This is a genomic window from Robertmurraya sp. FSL W8-0741 (assembly GCF_038004005.1).
Classification (GTDB): domain Bacteria; phylum Bacillota; class Bacilli; order Bacillales; family Cytobacillaceae; genus Robertmurraya; species Robertmurraya siralis.
Genome location: NZ_JBBOQG010000001.1, coordinates 3,231,654 through 3,247,843 on the forward strand (window position 1 = coordinate 3,231,654; position 16,190 = coordinate 3,247,843).

19 protein-coding genes are annotated in these 16,190 nt (G+C 37.4%); 4 read left to right on the forward strand and 15 right to left on the reverse strand.

Going from position 1 to position 16,190, the window contains the following annotated elements; all coding sequences use genetic code 11:
- Positions 1-68 precede the first annotated feature (68 nt).
- Together NST02_RS15630 and NST02_RS15635 are read right to left on the reverse strand one after the other, a co-directional pair.
- Positions 69-1,610 (reverse strand): acyl-CoA carboxylase subunit beta, encoded by a 1,542-nt coding sequence (locus tag NST02_RS15630; protein ID WP_095313110.1) that lies wholly within the window; start codon positions 1,608-1,610, stop codon positions 69-71.
- A gap of 25 nt (positions 1,611-1,635) precedes the next feature.
- A complete protein-coding gene (locus NST02_RS15635) occupies positions 1,636-1,848 on the reverse strand; it encodes a biotin/lipoyl-containing protein (protein WP_095313111.1) in 213 nt (70 codons plus the stop codon).
- Positions 1,849-2,044: 196 nt separating this feature from the next.
- Between NST02_RS15635 and NST02_RS15640 the strand changes: the two genes are divergently transcribed.
- Positions 2,045-2,518 carry an N-acetyltransferase gene (locus tag NST02_RS15640; RefSeq protein WP_095313113.1) on the forward strand — a complete coding sequence of 158 codons (474 nt, stop codon included), beginning with the start codon at positions 2,045-2,047 and terminating at the stop codon, positions 2,516-2,518.
- Positions 2,519-2,570: 52 nt separating this feature from the next.
- Here NST02_RS15640 and NST02_RS15645 read toward each other — a convergent pair whose 3' ends face one another.
- The 4 genes from NST02_RS15645 to NST02_RS15660 form a co-directional block, all read right to left on the reverse strand.
- The gene (locus NST02_RS15645) at positions 2,571-3,176 is read right to left on the reverse strand and encodes an RsfA family transcriptional regulator (protein ID WP_095313115.1); all 606 of its coding nucleotides are present in this window, start codon (positions 3,174-3,176) and stop codon (positions 2,571-2,573) included.
- 87 nt (positions 3,177-3,263) lie between these two features.
- On the reverse strand, positions 3,264-4,037 hold the full coding sequence (locus NST02_RS15650; protein WP_212933423.1) for an enoyl-CoA hydratase/isomerase family protein: 774 nt from the start codon (positions 4,035-4,037) through the stop codon (positions 3,264-3,266).
- A 153-nt stretch (positions 4,038-4,190) separates the two neighbouring features.
- Positions 4,191-4,364 carry a 50S ribosomal protein L32 gene (gene rpmF, locus NST02_RS15655; protein ID WP_009791160.1) on the reverse strand — a complete coding sequence of 58 codons (174 nt, stop codon included), beginning with the start codon at positions 4,362-4,364 and terminating at the stop codon, positions 4,191-4,193.
- A gap of 85 nt (positions 4,365-4,449) precedes the next feature.
- Entirely contained in the window at positions 4,450-4,974 is a 525-nt protein-coding gene (locus NST02_RS15660) for a YceD family protein (RefSeq protein WP_095313118.1), read from the reverse strand.
- Between the two features lie 540 nt (positions 4,975-5,514).
- Between NST02_RS15660 and NST02_RS15665 the strand changes: the two genes are divergently transcribed.
- Entirely contained in the window at positions 5,515-6,732 is a 1,218-nt protein-coding gene (locus NST02_RS15665; protein WP_095313120.1) for a nucleotidyltransferase, read from the forward strand.
- A 60-nt stretch (positions 6,733-6,792) separates the two neighbouring features.
- Here NST02_RS15665 and NST02_RS15670 read toward each other — a convergent pair whose 3' ends face one another.
- The 3 genes from NST02_RS15670 to NST02_RS15680 form a co-directional block, all read right to left on the reverse strand.
- Positions 6,793-7,371, reverse strand: a complete 579-nt coding sequence (locus NST02_RS15670; protein ID WP_170211185.1) for a CDP-alcohol phosphatidyltransferase family protein — start codon at positions 7,369-7,371, stop codon at positions 6,793-6,795.
- A 175-nt stretch (positions 7,372-7,546) separates the two neighbouring features.
- Positions 7,547-8,572 (reverse strand): SepM family pheromone-processing serine protease, encoded by a 1,026-nt coding sequence (locus NST02_RS15675; protein ID WP_095313124.1) that lies wholly within the window; start codon positions 8,570-8,572, stop codon positions 7,547-7,549.
- A complete protein-coding gene (locus NST02_RS15680; RefSeq protein ID WP_095313126.1) occupies positions 8,573-9,358 on the reverse strand; it encodes a patatin-like phospholipase family protein in 786 nt (261 codons plus the stop codon).
- Positions 9,359-9,649: 291 nt separating this feature from the next.
- Between NST02_RS15680 and ylbJ the strand changes: the two genes are divergently transcribed.
- Positions 9,650-10,870, forward strand: coding sequence for a sporulation integral membrane protein YlbJ (ylbJ, locus tag NST02_RS15685; protein WP_095313128.1), 1,221 nt, complete (start codon positions 9,650-9,652; stop codon positions 10,868-10,870).
- 147 nt (positions 10,871-11,017) lie between these two features.
- Here ylbJ and coaD read toward each other — a convergent pair whose 3' ends face one another.
- The 3 genes from coaD to NST02_RS15700 form a co-directional block, all read right to left on the reverse strand.
- Complete coding sequence (gene coaD / locus NST02_RS15690) at positions 11,018-11,500, reverse strand: pantetheine-phosphate adenylyltransferase (RefSeq protein ID WP_095313130.1); 483 nt, start codon at positions 11,498-11,500, stop codon at positions 11,018-11,020.
- A 12-nt stretch (positions 11,501-11,512) separates the two neighbouring features.
- A complete protein-coding gene (gene rsmD, locus NST02_RS15695; protein ID WP_095313132.1) occupies positions 11,513-12,070 on the reverse strand; it encodes a 16S rRNA (guanine(966)-N(2))-methyltransferase RsmD in 558 nt (185 codons plus the stop codon).
- Between the two features lie 419 nt (positions 12,071-12,489).
- The gene (locus NST02_RS15700) at positions 12,490-13,914 is read right to left on the reverse strand and encodes a stalk domain-containing protein (RefSeq protein ID WP_170211184.1); all 1,425 of its coding nucleotides are present in this window, start codon (positions 13,912-13,914) and stop codon (positions 12,490-12,492) included.
- 183 nt (positions 13,915-14,097) lie between these two features.
- Here NST02_RS15700 and NST02_RS15705 point away from each other — a divergent pair, with 183 nt between their 5' ends.
- Positions 14,098-14,487, forward strand: a complete 390-nt coding sequence (locus NST02_RS15705) for a DUF7147 family protein (protein ID WP_095313135.1) — start codon at positions 14,098-14,100, stop codon at positions 14,485-14,487.
- A 112-nt stretch (positions 14,488-14,599) separates the two neighbouring features.
- Here NST02_RS15705 and NST02_RS15710 read toward each other — a convergent pair whose 3' ends face one another.
- The 3 genes from NST02_RS15710 to NST02_RS15720 all read right to left on the reverse strand — a co-directional run bounded on the left by NST02_RS15710 (position 14,600) and on the right by NST02_RS15720 (position 16,131).
- Positions 14,600-14,875, reverse strand: a complete 276-nt coding sequence (locus tag NST02_RS15710) for a YlbG family protein (RefSeq protein WP_095313137.1) — start codon at positions 14,873-14,875, stop codon at positions 14,600-14,602.
- A 257-nt stretch (positions 14,876-15,132) separates the two neighbouring features.
- The gene (locus tag NST02_RS15715; RefSeq protein WP_095313139.1) at positions 15,133-15,576 is read right to left on the reverse strand and encodes a YlbF family regulator; all 444 of its coding nucleotides are present in this window, start codon (positions 15,574-15,576) and stop codon (positions 15,133-15,135) included.
- A gap of 132 nt (positions 15,577-15,708) precedes the next feature.
- On the reverse strand, positions 15,709-16,131 hold the full coding sequence (locus tag NST02_RS15720; protein WP_095313141.1) for a hypothetical protein: 423 nt from the start codon (positions 16,129-16,131) through the stop codon (positions 15,709-15,711).
- Positions 16,132-16,190 lie beyond the last annotated feature (59 nt).

Genomic DNA, 16,190 nt, shown 5'->3' on the forward strand with positions numbered 1-16,190 from the left:
AACATAAATGAAAAAATGAATTTTTACCGAAAAGCTTTAAAGCTTCTTCTATACAGACGTTTAGCAAATTAAACAGGATAAACTGGATGTTTTTTTTCACTAAAAGCTACATCCTTTGTTTCATAAATCGATAATCTGCCGATAAGTGTATTTCTTAGCTGTGAAGGGACAACAATATCATCAACAATCATTTCAGAGGCTAGCTTGTAAATATTTATTTCTTCTTTATATTCCCGTTGTTTCTCTTCGATAAAGGCCTGCCTCTCTTGCGGTTGAGTCATTTCACTAATTTTATTTAAGTAGACAGCGTTAACCGCTGCTTCCGGACCCATGACAGCTATTTGAGCAGTTGGCAATGCCACACAATAATCTGGTTCAAATGCTGGACCTGCCATCGCGTAAAGACCTGCTCCATAGGCCTTTCTAACAATGACCGAAATTTTTGGTACAGTAGCGGAACTCATCGCCGTTATGAGCTTTGCACCGTGGCGAATAATACCAGCTCTTTCCACTTTCGTTCCGATCATAAAGCCAGGAACATCAGCTAAAAATAAGAGCGGTATATGAAAGGCATCGCAAAGCTGAATAAACCTTGCCCCTTTATCTGCTGAATCGACAAACAAAACGCCACCCTTTACCTTAGGTTGATTGGCGACAATACCGACAGCTCTTCCATCTATCCTTGCGAATCCAGTAATTAACTCAGCTGCGAACAGTTTTTTTATTTCAAAGAAGCTTTCATCATCCACAATCGCATCAATACAATCATACATATCAAAAGAAGCATTTTGATTCAAAGGAATGAGCTCTTCAAGCTGTTTCCCTTCTTTTGGAGGGCACGGTTTTGCCCGCTTCGGCTTTTGTTGATAATTGGCTGGAAAATAGGATAAATACTTTTTCGCTGTCTCGATAGCCTCTTCTTCATCAGAAACTAGAATGTCACCACAGCCACTTACTGTACAGTGCATTCTTGCTCCACCCATTTCCTCTAATGTTACCTTTTCACCAATTACTTTTTCCGCCATCCTTGGTGAGCCTAAATACATGGAAGCATTCTGATCGACCATAATCACCACATCACAAAAGGCAGGGATATAAGCGCCGCCAGCGGCTGATGGCCCAAAAAGAAGGCAAATCTGCGGTACCATTCCAGAAAGTTTAATTTGATTGTGAAAGATTCTCCCTGCACCTCTCCTATTTGGAAACATCTCCAATTGATCCGTTATTCTAGCTCCTGCGGAATCAACTAAATAGAGCAATGGTACTTTCAGTTTTTCAGCGACTTCTTGAATTCGAATGATTTTTTCTACTGTCTTCGCTCCCCAAGATCCTGCTTTTACAGTTGAATCGTTAGCCATAGCGCAGACTGTCTGCCCATTTATTTGACCGATAACCGTTACCACACCATCAGCAGGTAATGTTCCATCCTCACAGTTTGCAAATTTTCCATCCTCTTCGTACTGACCTTCATCAAAGAGCATATCGAGCCTCTTACGAACGAAAAGCTTGTTTTGAGATTTTAATTTTTCGTGGTACCTCGCTCTTCCGCCCTCTTCAATTGCTTTTTGTTTTTCCATAAGGTTTGCTGCCAATGCTTTTACTGTATCCATATTCCCCTCCAAAGATTTTAGTAACTTACTCTAATACAAGCAGAACATCACCATCGTTTATAAAATCGCCTTTGTCCACCTTCACTTCACTTACGATTCCTTCCCCTTCGCTTTCAATTGGAATGTGCATTTTCATGGATTCAATTATGACGACCTCTTGTCCTTTTTTTACTGCATCTGCCTTTTCGACCAGTACATCAGAAACAATTCCTGCAATTGTCGATGTAATTATTTTCATTTCAACCCCATCCTTTTCCTTTTTCTCACAGCTCTTTTGCCGCTCATATCAATAAAACTCTGTAATCGCTTACGTCTTTTTGTGAGTATTTTCCGTCTTTTTGTTATATAATGAAGTGGAGTAAGTATCATTCTTCACATTAAATATATGAGACTTCTAAGTTATTCATGATTAAAGTTGGACTGGGGGGAGCAATATGGATTATAAAGTAGAGAAATTAAAAGTTAATTACAAAACATTAGAGGAATTTAAACGCTTTAAAGAATATGGTTTACAGGAACTATCCATGCTTGAAGACTTGCAAGCAAACATTATTGACAATGACAGTGAATCTCCATTTTACGGGATTTACTTTGGGGATCTGTTAGTGGCTCGGATGAGTCTATATAAAGTAGATGCCAAATTTAATCAATACTTTGAACCACCGCATGATTATTTAGAACTTTGGAAACTCGAAGTATTACCTGATTACCAAGGAAAGGGCTACGGAAAGGCTCTTGTTGAATTTGCTAAAAAATTAAGTTTACCAATCAAAACGAATGCTAGAATGAAGTCAAAAGAATTTTGGGAAAAGATGGGGTTTGAGTCTGTAACCTACGATATGGCAAGAGATCGTGGAGAGAATCCGCTTTTTTGGTTCCCGGAAAATTATACACAAAAGGAATTTTAGCCTTGACAAAAAAGAAGCGAATCAATGATTCGCCTTTTTTTGTCTTCATAAGCTAGCCTTTATTTTCTACCCTTTCAAGATTTCCGTTTTTATCCATTTGAAATTTCACTTTTTGTTGGCGATCCTCTTCTTGAAGGACCACCATTTTTCTTGCCCTTTCCATAATTTCTATAAGAGCCTTATAATCCTGCTCGATCGTTTGCAATTCTTTCTTCAAATTCTCATTTTCTGCGGTTAAATAAGCAATCCTTTTTTCTAATTCTTGAAGCTTCTCCTCAGCTTCGCTTGATTGTTCAAATTCTTGGTAGAGGATCTTTAACGTATTGACTAAATCCTCAAAGCTTATCTTCGGTTTATCAACATGCTGGAATGCTTCTGTAGGTTGTTCTCCCTCAATTTCTCGTGATTCAACTGAAGATTGAGTTTGTTTTCTTAGTTCTTTTCGTTGCTTTTTTGCTAATTCTATCCCTGATTTATATTGTTTACGCACATAAGAATTCCAGCGAAAACCACAAGCGGCTGCTGTTCTTGAAAGTTGCTTTCCTACCTCTTCAAACGCTTGAAGCTGAGTTCCTCCTTCGCGTATATGCCTTAAAACTACTTCAGCAAGTAGCAAATCCTCATCATTTGACCAAGCATCTTGGCGATTCGTGGGCATATGTCAATCCCTCCTAGTGTTTTCGTTTTATTCATACATATGCAACTACTAGAAGAGATAGACTGATCTTCCCGATTTCTATTGAGATTATTGATCAGTCATTTTTTTATTTAAAAACTTGTCAACTTGCTTGTGATGGGCGTCCTTTTCCCATAGTAGTGCGCATTGGCGAATTTCACTTTCTATCCGTTCCTTTAAATCAAGCAATCTCATCTTTCGAACGAACATCATTTTATAAGCAGTTAAAACCGTATCCTCCAGAGAGAAAATAAAATCTAGATTATTTCGTAGTCCTTCCCAACGATCGCCTTCATATATGTATTGGACAAATCCCAAATCAATTAATTGCTGGAACGAGTATATTTTTGCTTCTAATAACATTTTCATCGCTGCTGAATGCTGTACCCTTTCTAATAAAATTGTTCCGCCACCCCAACCTGTTGTAATCGCTAATTTTCCCTGAACAAAACCGGCTTTAATCCCTTTTCGGGCAATCCGGATATCGCAGGCAGCAGCAATTTCACAGCCACCACCAATAGCGATCCCGTTTATCAGAGCTACGGTAGGTTTTGAGAGCATCGCCAATTGATACAATAATTCTCCCATTTTAATCAGCATTTGATAGGCTTGTTCTTCTGTTTTTAATTGATGGAATTCACCTAAATCTCCACCGGAACAAAAAGCTTCTTCACCCTCACCAGTAATGACAAATGCCTTGACCTTCGTTTCATTTGCTAATTGTATAGCCTCATTAAGTCCAGCCATTACTTCAAAATTAACGGCGTTTCTCTTGTCCGGTCTAGTAATTGTAAAGACAAGGATACCATCATCCCGCATGCAAATATCATATGATTTCGACATATACAACCACCCTCTCTTCTTTCATTAAACTTCTAATCACCCAAAAAAACAAGAGAGCTAGGTGGTTAAGACTAGCTTTTCTATTAAGAGCCTCAAGAACGACAAAAGCACAGGAACGAATTCGTCCTGTGCTTTTTATCTCATATTGAAGTATTAGTCGTTTACAACTTCTTTTCCTTTGTATGTTCCACAAGCTTTACATACACGGTGAGCAAGCTTCATCTCACCACAGTTTGGGCATTCTACCATACCTGGTACCTGTAGTTTAAAATGAGTACGACGTTTTCTCTTCGCAGTTTTAGAAGTTCTTCTAAAAGGTACAGCCATTATTCCCACCTCCTTAAAGAGTATTAAGAAAGTCATGAAAGCTAGACTAGCTAAACTTTCAACAGTTTCTTGTCTTCTTCATTCATTATGAATTGGAAGAAGGATCATTTTGATCAAATAATTTTGCAAGTCCTGCCAAGCGTGGATCAATTTTATCCTTCTTCTGCTCATGAATAACCTCCCAATCTTTTCCAGATTGTGGAGCTCCTTCTTCGCTTGACCCTTCGTCACAGAAAACTTGTATAGGTACTTCAAGCAAAAGGATTTCCTGCAAGACCGGCTTTAGGTCGATAACATCCCCTTTTACTTGATGAACTTCCTCATCGGTTTCATAATCTAAACCTTTTAAAAGGAAGGTTTCAGTTGTTTCTACATCGATCGGATAATTCACGTCAACTAAAGTACGAGAACAAGGTAAGACTAAATGTCCTCTAATCTTAAGGTGAAAAGAAACTTTAGATGAGTCAATATCTGCTCGACCAGTGATATGCATTGGTGAAACCGAGCGTATCGTTTGATCGATTTTTTTTATCTCATCAAGGTTTACCATCTCATCAATTGGGAATTCCTTGCTTCGATGTTTTTGTAACTGACTTAATGTCCATTTCATAAGAATCACCCCAAGGCAACAAAGGTTATTATAGCTTTCCTATAATTATTTGTCAATATTTTTTCTTTACAGTATAAACAAATTTACACATCTGCTATTATTATGGACATAATCAAATATTTTGACGCTTCGTTCTTTTTTAATGACCCATTCTTTGAAAATTAGTACAATAACAATAAAAGGATAACATAAATAAAGTCAAATTAGCACTTGGCCATTGTGCCTATATGGTAAGTTTCGGATATGAATTTCAACTATATTTGGCTAGAGCGAATGAGCTCAGTTTATTTTTCCGTAAATATTATCACAGACTATTCCGGACATATAAAAATTGGCTCATTCATTAAAAAACATCCTTTTAAATTTGGCTTTATTGTATATCGGTGTTGATTCTTGGCTCATTTTCTCGCTGGACCTTTCAGCATAACTGAAAGACGTGTGAAACCAAGGTTCCACATGAAATGGGCCCAAAAACATTTTAACAAAAATTCTATTTAACAAAGCCTATTTTTAAAACGATATTTTTAAGGGAGCGAAAAAATGAAAGCAGTTGGTATTGTAGTAGAATACAACCCTTTTCATAATGGACATGCTTACCATTTACAACAATCACGACAAATAAGCGATGCAGATATTGTCATAGCGGTAATGAGTGGACAATTTTTACAAAGGGGAGAACCTGCCCTCTTACCAAAATGGCAGCGGGCAAAAATGGCTTTATCCGCTGGTGTCGATATTGTTATTGAACTTCCCTATCAATTTGCCACCCAAAAAGCAGATACCTTCGCTTTTGGAGCCGTTTCTTTGTTAAGTCAAATTGGTGCCAGCATACTTTGCTTCGGAAGTGAATCTGGAGAAATCGAGCATTTTTATCACACTTTACAGTTTTTAAAAAACAATAAAGAGAAATATGAAGAAAGAATTAAATTGAATATGGCTCAGGGTATGAGCTACCCTTCCGCAACATCTTCTGCTTTTCTTGAGCTAGACCCGAGTGAAAAAATAATTGATCTATCAAAACCAAACAATATTTTAGGATTCCAATATGTTAAAGCAATCAATGACTTAGGAATCAATATGCGCCCTATAACGATACCGAGGACAAAAGCAGGCTATCATGATGAACGTTTTTCATCCGAAACGATTGCTAGTGCAACAAGCATTCGTAAGTCATTATTTACAACTGGCGGCAGCTTAAGTGAAATCAACAGCTACATTCCAAACACAACCGCCGCTATCCTAGACGATTATTACAGGACGTACAAACAGTTTCAACGTTGGGAGAACTATTGGCCTTTTTTAAAGTATAGATTGCTCCATGCTTCTGGAACAGAATTACGCAACATATACGAAGTGGAGGAAGGATTGGAAAATCGGGTCATTGAAGCAGCATTAGCTGCAAATTCATTTAAAGATTTTATGAGTATCGTTAAAACAAAGCGTTATACTTGGACAAGACTTCAACGGATGTGCACACATATATTAACCAATACCACCTTCGACGAGATGAATGAGATAATGAAGGAAGCAAACTACATTCGATTACTAGGTATGAACGATAACGGAAGAAAATATTTAAATCAGTGGAAAAAACACGCTTCTATTCCATTGGTCTCAAAATTGTCTTCGTATCATGGCGATGATATCAAACTTGATATACGCGCTTCTAGAGTTTACGCCTTGGGAGCAAAGGAGGAAATGACACAAGAGCTTCTGCAGATGGAATATAAACAGCCTCCTTTTTATATGACAAATTAAAAAGGACAAACCTTCAGAGGGTTCCCTTATTTTGCTGTTATGAGAAGGGAAAAGTGTCGATTACAGGTGATTTTCATTACTGTAATCGACATTATCTTTCCAGAATAGCAAGCTTTTTATATTCGGATTATAAGCAGTTAATCTCCATAGTAGGATAGTCTCTTCAACAGTTGCTAACATCGCAACAGCAAAAAGGATAAAAATAGTCCAACTCGATATATTACCGAGTATAATCACAGCTGGTAAGAATAGAAACAGGAAAACACCTGTCCCTTTATTGCCGAACGTATGGATAATACTCCATTGTCTGAATTTCATTTTTGTCACTAATAAGTTTCCCAACCTCATAATTAAGATCGTCATGAAACATAACCCTAACTGGAACATGATTTCATTGCTCGCCATTCGAACCATAACGAAAACCCAGACAATGTAAAACACGAAATCCCCTAAACTATCTAGTTTGCTACCAAGAATAGTTTCAGCATTTAACAGTCTTGCCAAATATCCATCGACGACATCGCTCAATCCGCATAATAAATAGACAACGAAGAAAAGGAAAGAAGATTGACATAAAAATAATAACGTAACAGATAAAATGATACGCAAATAAGACAAAATATTAGGTAATGATTTCATGTTTTTTCTCCTTATTTTTTGAAGCATGCATTGTTCTTATAAACAAAGCATGAGGCCATTCTCGAAACCTTTAGTGGCTTTGCTAAGCAATATTGTTGTTGTAAACCACCGACATATAAGCATTTTTAAAAAAAGACCTCCAAAAAGCCACTTTAACGGCCTTTTTGAAAGCCCCCTATTTCTTTGGTTGCAGCTCTTTCAAATAATCAATCGCCTCATCAAATGTATCAATTGGAACTATTTTCATTTTCGTATTAATATCTTTTGCCGTTTTAATGGCTGCGTTATAATTTGAATCCTTTGCCCCCTGTTCGTTAGGAGCGAAAAAGATCTCAGCCCCAGCTTTATCGGCTGCAACAATTTTCTGTTCAATTCCGCCAATTCTACCAACCTTTCCATCAGCAGAAATCGTGCCTGTACCAGCAATTGCATAACCTTTCGTCAAGTCTTCTTCAATCAGCTGGTTATAAATTTCAAGAGAAAACATAAAACCAGCAGAGGGTCCTCCTATATCGTCCGTTTTGATTTCAACATTTGGATTCACGTGTAACTCTTTATCATCCACAAGTCCAATCCCAACACCAACACGGGTTGCATCATCAGGAAATGGCTGTACTTGAATCGTCGTGCTCTCCTCTTCTCCTCTTCGCAAATAGGTGAGCGTAATTTCAGTTCCGGCTGTTTGTTTGCTAACAAATTCAATAAATTCCTCTGATGAAGTAAACTCATGACCATTTATTTTAAAAATACGGTCACCTGGCTGCAATTTGTCAGCAGCTGGCATATTGTCCACCACATTTAAAACATATACACCTTTATATTCATACTCAATCGGTATTTCTGCTTTCTTATAAGCAACCTCTATTGCAGATTGCTTCGAACTAGCCATTAGGTGCATTTGTCGTACATTGTACTCCTCTTCAGTTTCTTCTTCACCACGGACAGCATCCAACGGATAAATCTCTTGATAATCACTTAATGAGGCGAGCAAATAGGAATAAATATTTGCTTTTCCCATTCGAATGGTCGTCAACATAAAGCTTCCCTGTTCATCAAAGCCATTCTCAACTTCAATGATCGGTTTCAACTCTTTGGCCATCCCCGGTTTAGATACGTAATATGGCAATGAAATAAATGAGGCGATAACCATAAATAAGGCCGCTAAAATGAAAAAAAACCGAAAATAAAACCTCTTGTTCATCTAGTGCTGCTCCTTCCACTCCTCGATCTGTTGCCGAATTTTTACAATATATTTTTCCGTTTCTTCTTCTCCAATTTGAATAATTTCATCTATGTTTGTAAATGCCCTTGAGCTAAACATTTCAAGGGAAGGCTGAATCATAACATCAGAAGCGATTTCCCTATTTGCGACAATCTCCATTTGCAAAATGTCGATACTCTGCATGATGACATCATAGATAGAAGTAATTTCCGTTGTCCGATTTACACGAGAAACATCAACGGCAATAATAATGTCAGCTCCCATTTCTTTCACAACGGAAACAGGTACCCTATCAACTACTCCTCCATCCACCAACAATCTTCCTTCGAGTTTTTCCGGAACAAAAATTCCAGGAATTGAAATACTAGCTCTAACAGCATCAGCAATCGACCCGTTTTTAAAAACCACTTTCTCTCCGCTCATTAAATCAGTCGCAACAACATGGACAGGAATGTCTAATTGTTCAAGGTTTTTCCCATGGGTAAAAATTCGAATAAGCTCTTTCACACGATTTCCTGCGATGAAGCCCATTTTTGGCAGTGTGAAATCCAGATAATATTTTCTCTTAAACACGCGCGATAAATGATATAGACGTTCAATGTCTGAGCCGGCACCATAAAAACAGGCGACCATTGCCCCCATGCTGCTGCCAGCAATGAGATCAATCGGAATTTTTGCATCCAGCAGCTTTTTTATTACACCTAAATGAGCAAACCCTCTTGCTCCACCTGAACCAAGCGCTAGACCAATTTTCGGTTGCTGCAAAAATAAGCGCCTCCTTTAAAAAGGAATGTGGGCAGACATAAGCTCCATCTTCTCCCACTTTTTATATATTCTTATGGTCTATTTTATTTTTCTATGAGTATATTGATCTATATGAGGACAAGACCCAGTGAAATAAGGCTTCAACAAAGATGGAGCAATCAACATCATTCTAGATTTTACACGATTGAGTAGTCGTGCATTTACTGATTTAATAATCTTTATTTTAGCATTATTTTCTAGAGGATGCACTTTGCTTGCGTCATCAGTAAATCTTCGAGGGAGGATGCATGAGTGGTAAAATCGAAACTAAAAACCATTATACTAGCCTCGGCAGTTTCCATAATGGCTATTTCGCTAATTGCTTTTCCACAAGACTCTGTGAACGCGTCCATTAGAGGATTGGATATGTGGTGGAAAATCGTCTTTCCCTCATTACTTCCATTTTTTATTGTGTCCGAGATGTTAATAGGCTTCGGGGTTGTAAAGTTTATTGGTGTTCTGTTGGAACCTTTAATGAGACCGTTATTTCGTGTTCCAGGAGTCGGGGGCTTTGTGTGGGCGATGGGAATGGCCTCTGGCTATCCTGCTGGTGCAAAGCTAACGGCCCGTTTAAGGCAGGAAGGACAGTTGACAAAAATTGAAGCAGAAAGGCTCGTAACATTCACTAATTGCTCGAACCCATTATTTATCTTTGGGGCTGTTTCTGTTGGCTTTTTTTATAATCCACAACTGGGCATTATTTTGGCATTAGCTCATTATCTTGGTAATTTCACCGTCGGAATTATGATGAGATTTCACGGTAAAAATCATGAACACACCGCAAAAAAGAATGTAAAATTTTCCTTAAAAAATGCTTTTAGAGAACTGCACCGAACAAGAATTAACGACAAACGGCCGCTCGGAAAATTGCTTGGGGATGCAGTGATGTCTTCTATCCAAACGTTATTGATGATCGGTGGCTTCATCATTTTATTTTCTGTGATAAATCAACTTTTATCGAACTTACACATTATTGAAATGGTTGGTTCGTTGGTTGCTTTGCTACTGCAGTTAATCCATCTTCCAGAGTCATTTAGCATTCCATTAATATCTGGAATTTTTGAACTCACTTTAGGAAATAAGCTAACCAGTCAGGTAGAAAATGTTACGCTGCTACAACAAGCGATAATCGCTAGTGTCATTCTTGCATTCAGCGGATTAAGTGTGCAAGCTCAAGTAGCCAGTATCCTTGCACAAACAGACATCAAATTTAAACCCTTTTTTATAGCGAGAATCTTTCACAGTGTTTTTGCTGGATTTTATACATGGTTGCTTTGGAATCCCCTTTATGAAAAATTAAACCCACAAAATCCTGATTCCCAAACGGTCCCTGTCGCCCTTATTGATGAAGGGAAATGGGCGTTTGATACATTGAAACTGATCAGTGACACAGGACCAATATTAACGCTTATTTCATTGCTGGTCTACATCATTGTCTTTGCAAGCCGGATGCAAAGAAACGAACACGAATAAAGATGTGCAATTGCTGTAAAAATAAATTATAGAAGGAGCAGCTACGATTAGACTGTAGAAAAAAAACAACTAGGAAGCAAATAAAAAGCGAGCGTTTGCAGTATCAGTCAAACACTCGCTTTTTCCACAATATGTAACATTCGTTCACTAGCTTTTAAATTTGGCTTGAAGTGCTTGTTCCACTATCGGTGGGACTAATTCAGAAATATTTCCGCTATATTGGGCAACTTCTTTCACAATACTTGAACTCAGGAAGGAATATTGGTTATTAGTCATGATATAAAATGTTTCAATCTCATGATTAAGAAAACGGTTCATAGAGGTTAACTGCATTTCATATTCAAAATCAGAGACTGCCCTTAAACCCCTAATAATTGCATTCGCTCCAATTTCTTTCGCATAATCAACTAATAGTCCATGAAAGGAATCAACCTTAACATTTGGGATATCTTTTGTTACTTCACGAATTAATTGGATACGCTCCTCCACAGTAAACAAAGGCTTCTTTGATGAATTGTTTAGTATCGAAACATAGACTTGATCAAACACTTTCGCTCCCCTAGAAATAATGTCTAAATGACCAAAAGTAATCGGGTCAAAACTCCCAGGACATACAGCTATACTTGCCATCGTTCTCCCCCTCTAAAAATGGGCCTTTTCATATATAGATATGGTAATGATTCCATAGGTTTCTTGTTTGATCCGAACAAGACCTTCGATTTGTGCTGGAATTTGAACATCTGAACTATGTTCACAAACAATAACTCCTTCGTCCTTTAACAATTGATGCTTATCTATCAATGCCAGCGTCTCTTTCAATTGTTGTTTAGCATAAGGTGGGTCAAGAAAAATATAATCAAAACGAAGTTCCCTTTTTATAATTGCCTTTAAAGCTCGAGTTGATTCATTTCTATATACTTCAGCCTGTTCTTCTAAATTACATTGTTTTAAATTCTCATAAATTGTTTGAATGGCTTTCCCATCACGGTCAATAAAGAGCACCTTATCTGTTCCCCGACTTAGCGCCTCTATTCCAAGACCTCCGCTGCCTGCAAAAAGATCAAGACATAATCCACCATTAAAATAAGGACCGATCATATTGAAGATCGCTTCCTTCACTTTATCTGTTGTTGGCCTCGTCGATTTTCCTGGCACTGCTTTTAACGATTTTCCTTTCAATTTGCCTGAAACGATTCTCATGAAATTATCACCTGCACTGTCAAACTTCCTTACCATCCTAACATAATCAAAGCAAAGTGCCAATTATCGACAACCATCTATTTTTTCATTACTAATCAGTTCATTTTAATAAAGCAAATGGCTGTCTATCGCAAAATCAACTGCATGATAACTTTGCAAAAAAAATGATAACGATGTATATCCGACTCTTTTGTGGAAATACTGTAATTAACAACATCTATTCGAGGATGTTGTTGCCAACCGCGGAGAAGACTTACGTTTCCCCATAAGTTCTTCCTCCGGTTTCTCCTCTCCCTTTGCCTTCTTTCCTTATAAAGGAGATGGAAGGACCCTGCAGTTATCTGCAGGGTTTTCTTTTTTTATTATTGACTTAAAACAAAGATCATTGAGAAAATAAGCTAAAAATCCAAGTGTAGTATTTACTCATTCAGCGAAAGTTTGATTTCATCTTCATTTTCATTAAAGGATACTTGAAAAAGTGATTTTAACATACGGTTTGACATATATGGTCGGCCATTAATCATACGAAGCGGGTTTTCCAATAATCCTAAATGCTTTTGATTGTAAGAGTAAATATTTTGACTTACATAAAAACGGTAACTATCATTCCGTAAATTTACAAGTACGGTCTCATGATCGTCGAGCAGCTGTACTTTATAGCCTAGAGCACTCATCGTTTCAATAAACGGAAAATATTGTTCATTACCAACAAGTATCACATCGATGTCTTTTTTTAGAGCGTCTCCGATATAGAGTGAGCGAGAATCATAAAAATAAAGCGGGAGCGCATTCGTTTCAGCATTTTTATTCAATGAAAAGAAACGGGTGTTTTTTTCGGCGATAGAGCTGAGAATCTCGTCCATTTTTTGCGGAGTGAGCGAATTTTCTTTTACGATTAATGCTAAAAACTGGGCGATCTCATCTTCCGTAAAATGACGTTTCAGTTCTTCAATTAGAAGATTTACTTTTGGGTTATGACTTTCTCGTTCCTCTACAATCGATGTTAACACACCGAGTATCCACCTTTCTTCAGATGGAAGTTCAGGAGCCTTTTCAAGAAAATAATGATCGATCATTCTACGCTCAAGTTTTTGACTATCTAGACTTGGTTTCGCAATCATTAAACCATTGCCATTTGTTTCTGCGAAGCTATCGGTTAAAACCACTGCCATCTCATTGAAATTAGGAATTTTTTCGAATGGTCCCTTTGATAGATTAGCTTGAGAATCATTCGTTGTATACAACTGAATTCCGTTGCCACCTGCTCGCTGGACTAAAGGTGTGGGCTGCCAATATAGAGAACCGTTGCCACCTTTGCCTTCAAAAACATAATAGTCAATATATTCTAATTTGCTGTAACCTTTGAGCGGAAAACCAGCAACCCATGTTCCCTCTCTTCCCGTTTCTGAAATAACATCAACTGTTGTATGGGTTACTTCTACATCTGGCAATTGAATCAACCAATCGCGCAAAAGAAACGCAGAGTCGTCATCATTTAGTTTGATTTGGTAGCGAAAAGTTAGCGACTCGTTTTGAGCCTGTAATGAATTAGAATTGTCATCTTCAGAACTACAAGCAGCTCCATCATCAGTAGCACATTCCCACTCTGAAATAATATTAGGCGCATTTATTCGATATTCGTCTTTCCCTTCCAAACCTTCAATCACTTGTGTAACAGAAAGAACTCCGCCTTTAGACTCAATCGTGATGTGTTGAACCGCTTTCTCATCCTTTCCTAGTTCAGATGGATTATGGTATTCAGAATAAGCGTTCCATTGCCACAGCAACATAGCTCCAATAGTAACATTTAAACTAATTAGTAATGTGAACGCAAGCTTCCACATATGCATTCCCCTTATATTTTAATCAAATTATTCCTCTATATTAACAATAGCAGAAGGCAGGATCGACGTCATTAAAAAATAATTAGAACAAAAGACCTACTTTCTCTTTTCAATTCTTTCATAGCCATTCTAGATTAAGCATGGTAAAGTAGTCATGAAGCTAAGATAAGGAGAGAATGCAGTATGATTCAACGTTTTATTGAATTAGGCGAAGGATATTCTGACATTTATGAGTTAATTGAGATAGCAAAAGCAAACAAAGAACGGCTTTTACATATGATGACCTATCATACCGTTATAGAAAATAAAGAAGTCTCTTCTCTGGTGGTTATTCTCAAACCGACTATACCTGGCGATTTCCAGCCTTTATACATTTGTCGCGAAGGCATTCCCAATCCAAATAAAAAACCGAATAAACGTTATCAACTATTCCAACAAGCTGCAACAGAGCTTAAAAAAGAAATTATTGAACTTGAAGTCAAGCCTTCCGTGCAATTCTCTGAAAAGGAACTTTATTATCAATATTTAATTGGGATTTTAAGAATGAACCGTTACATACCACCATTAGCTTAAGAAAACAATTACAGATAAAGCAAAGAACGCATTTTGCTGGTGACAAAGGGTTACAAAAGGAAAAAGCTATGGTCAAAAGGTTATTCCTGAACAACCTTTTGACCATAGCTTTTTAAATTCCCATCCGATAATCATATTCTTTAGCTTTATCCGGCTTTGAATTTTCGTACTCTGTTTTTAAAAATGGTTTAAATGAAGGCTCAACCTTTTTCACAAAGGAATAGCTTTCTATTTTTTTCATAATCGTTTCAACATCCTCTAAATCACAGTAGAGAACAACGTATTTTAATCGTTTGGAGACAAAATGAACATTTCCAAACTTTCTTAACATTTTGGCTTGTTTTAAAGAATACAGCCATACGATAATCCCTTGACGTTGTCCCAGCATACTTTTTTCCCCTTCAAACACCTTATTTTTTTCTAGTCTAGCAGACAAACCTGGATATTTCAATGCTCAAGAACAAAAGGACAGCAACATTATTCCAGCGAGGATGAATCAAAGAGGTTGTTGAAATACTGATTTTTTTACAGGAGCATTTGTTAGGCTTTGCCGCTTCTGCTAGTAAGGAATTAATTCTATATTATTAAGAACTAGTTCTGTAGTTTTAAAAACGCAAAAAAGCTTAGGTAGGTTACCTAAGCTTTTTACGAACATCCACAGCTTCCGCCTGTGCTACATCCGCCACCACAACTAGAGGAGCTATCAAAGAAAGGATTTCCAGTTGGAACCTTTATTTGTTCAGATACAGATTTCCCAATTAAAACACTGACTTCATCCAACAAAGCCTGTAGATCATTTTCAGCTTTTTTGAATTCAGCTACATGAATATCCATATCCATTTCTCTTTTTAACTCCCGAATATTTTTCATCACTTTGTGATATTCTGGATGGTAGCGGCCAAACCGTTGCACCTCTTCATAGAGCTCCTTTTCTTTAGAAAAAGCTCTAATTTTACGCTGTGTATCTCTATTTGATTTTACTTTATTTAAACAGACCATATAATATTCAACGACATCCGACTCCATAATCATCATCGACAACTGTTCAGCCTGATCTAATATTTCCATTCTTTCCAAAGTAGCAAGCAAATCTAGCTCACCTCCGCTACTTATTTTAACATGGAAATGTAAAAAAACGAAAGTTTAATGAACAATTTAAATTAGCAGTAACTCTCAATCACCATTACGATACACCATTAGAAAGTTCATTAAGTTTATCGTTTATGGAATGGATACTGTAAACTCCTTCTCTAACTGATATGGTTCATCATTAGGGGTTACAACCTCTAATTTTACTCGGTGAGTTCCTTTCTCTAATCCTTTAATAATAAATGCAGCTGTCGTAACCTCCTCCTTCTTCACGCCATTAATATAAAGAATGATTTTCCCTTGCTTTTGCTCACTGTCATCGCGGAAAGTAATGGCTGGAAGCATACATTCGACAAAAACGCTATTTCCTCTTATATGATGCTGAACTTTAAAAGGCTCACTACTTTGTTCAATCGTAACTGGCATATCATGGGCTGTGTTGACAGTGCTCATCGGTATAACCATTAACTTTTTGGCCTCTGGCTCCGGTAAGTCCTTTTGACAGCCAACCGTCATTAACACCAGCATCATTAAACTTAAATATATGGTTCTCATTGGCAATCCCCCTCTAATGTAAAGTCCCATAAACATAAATTATAATGATATTGTTTGCT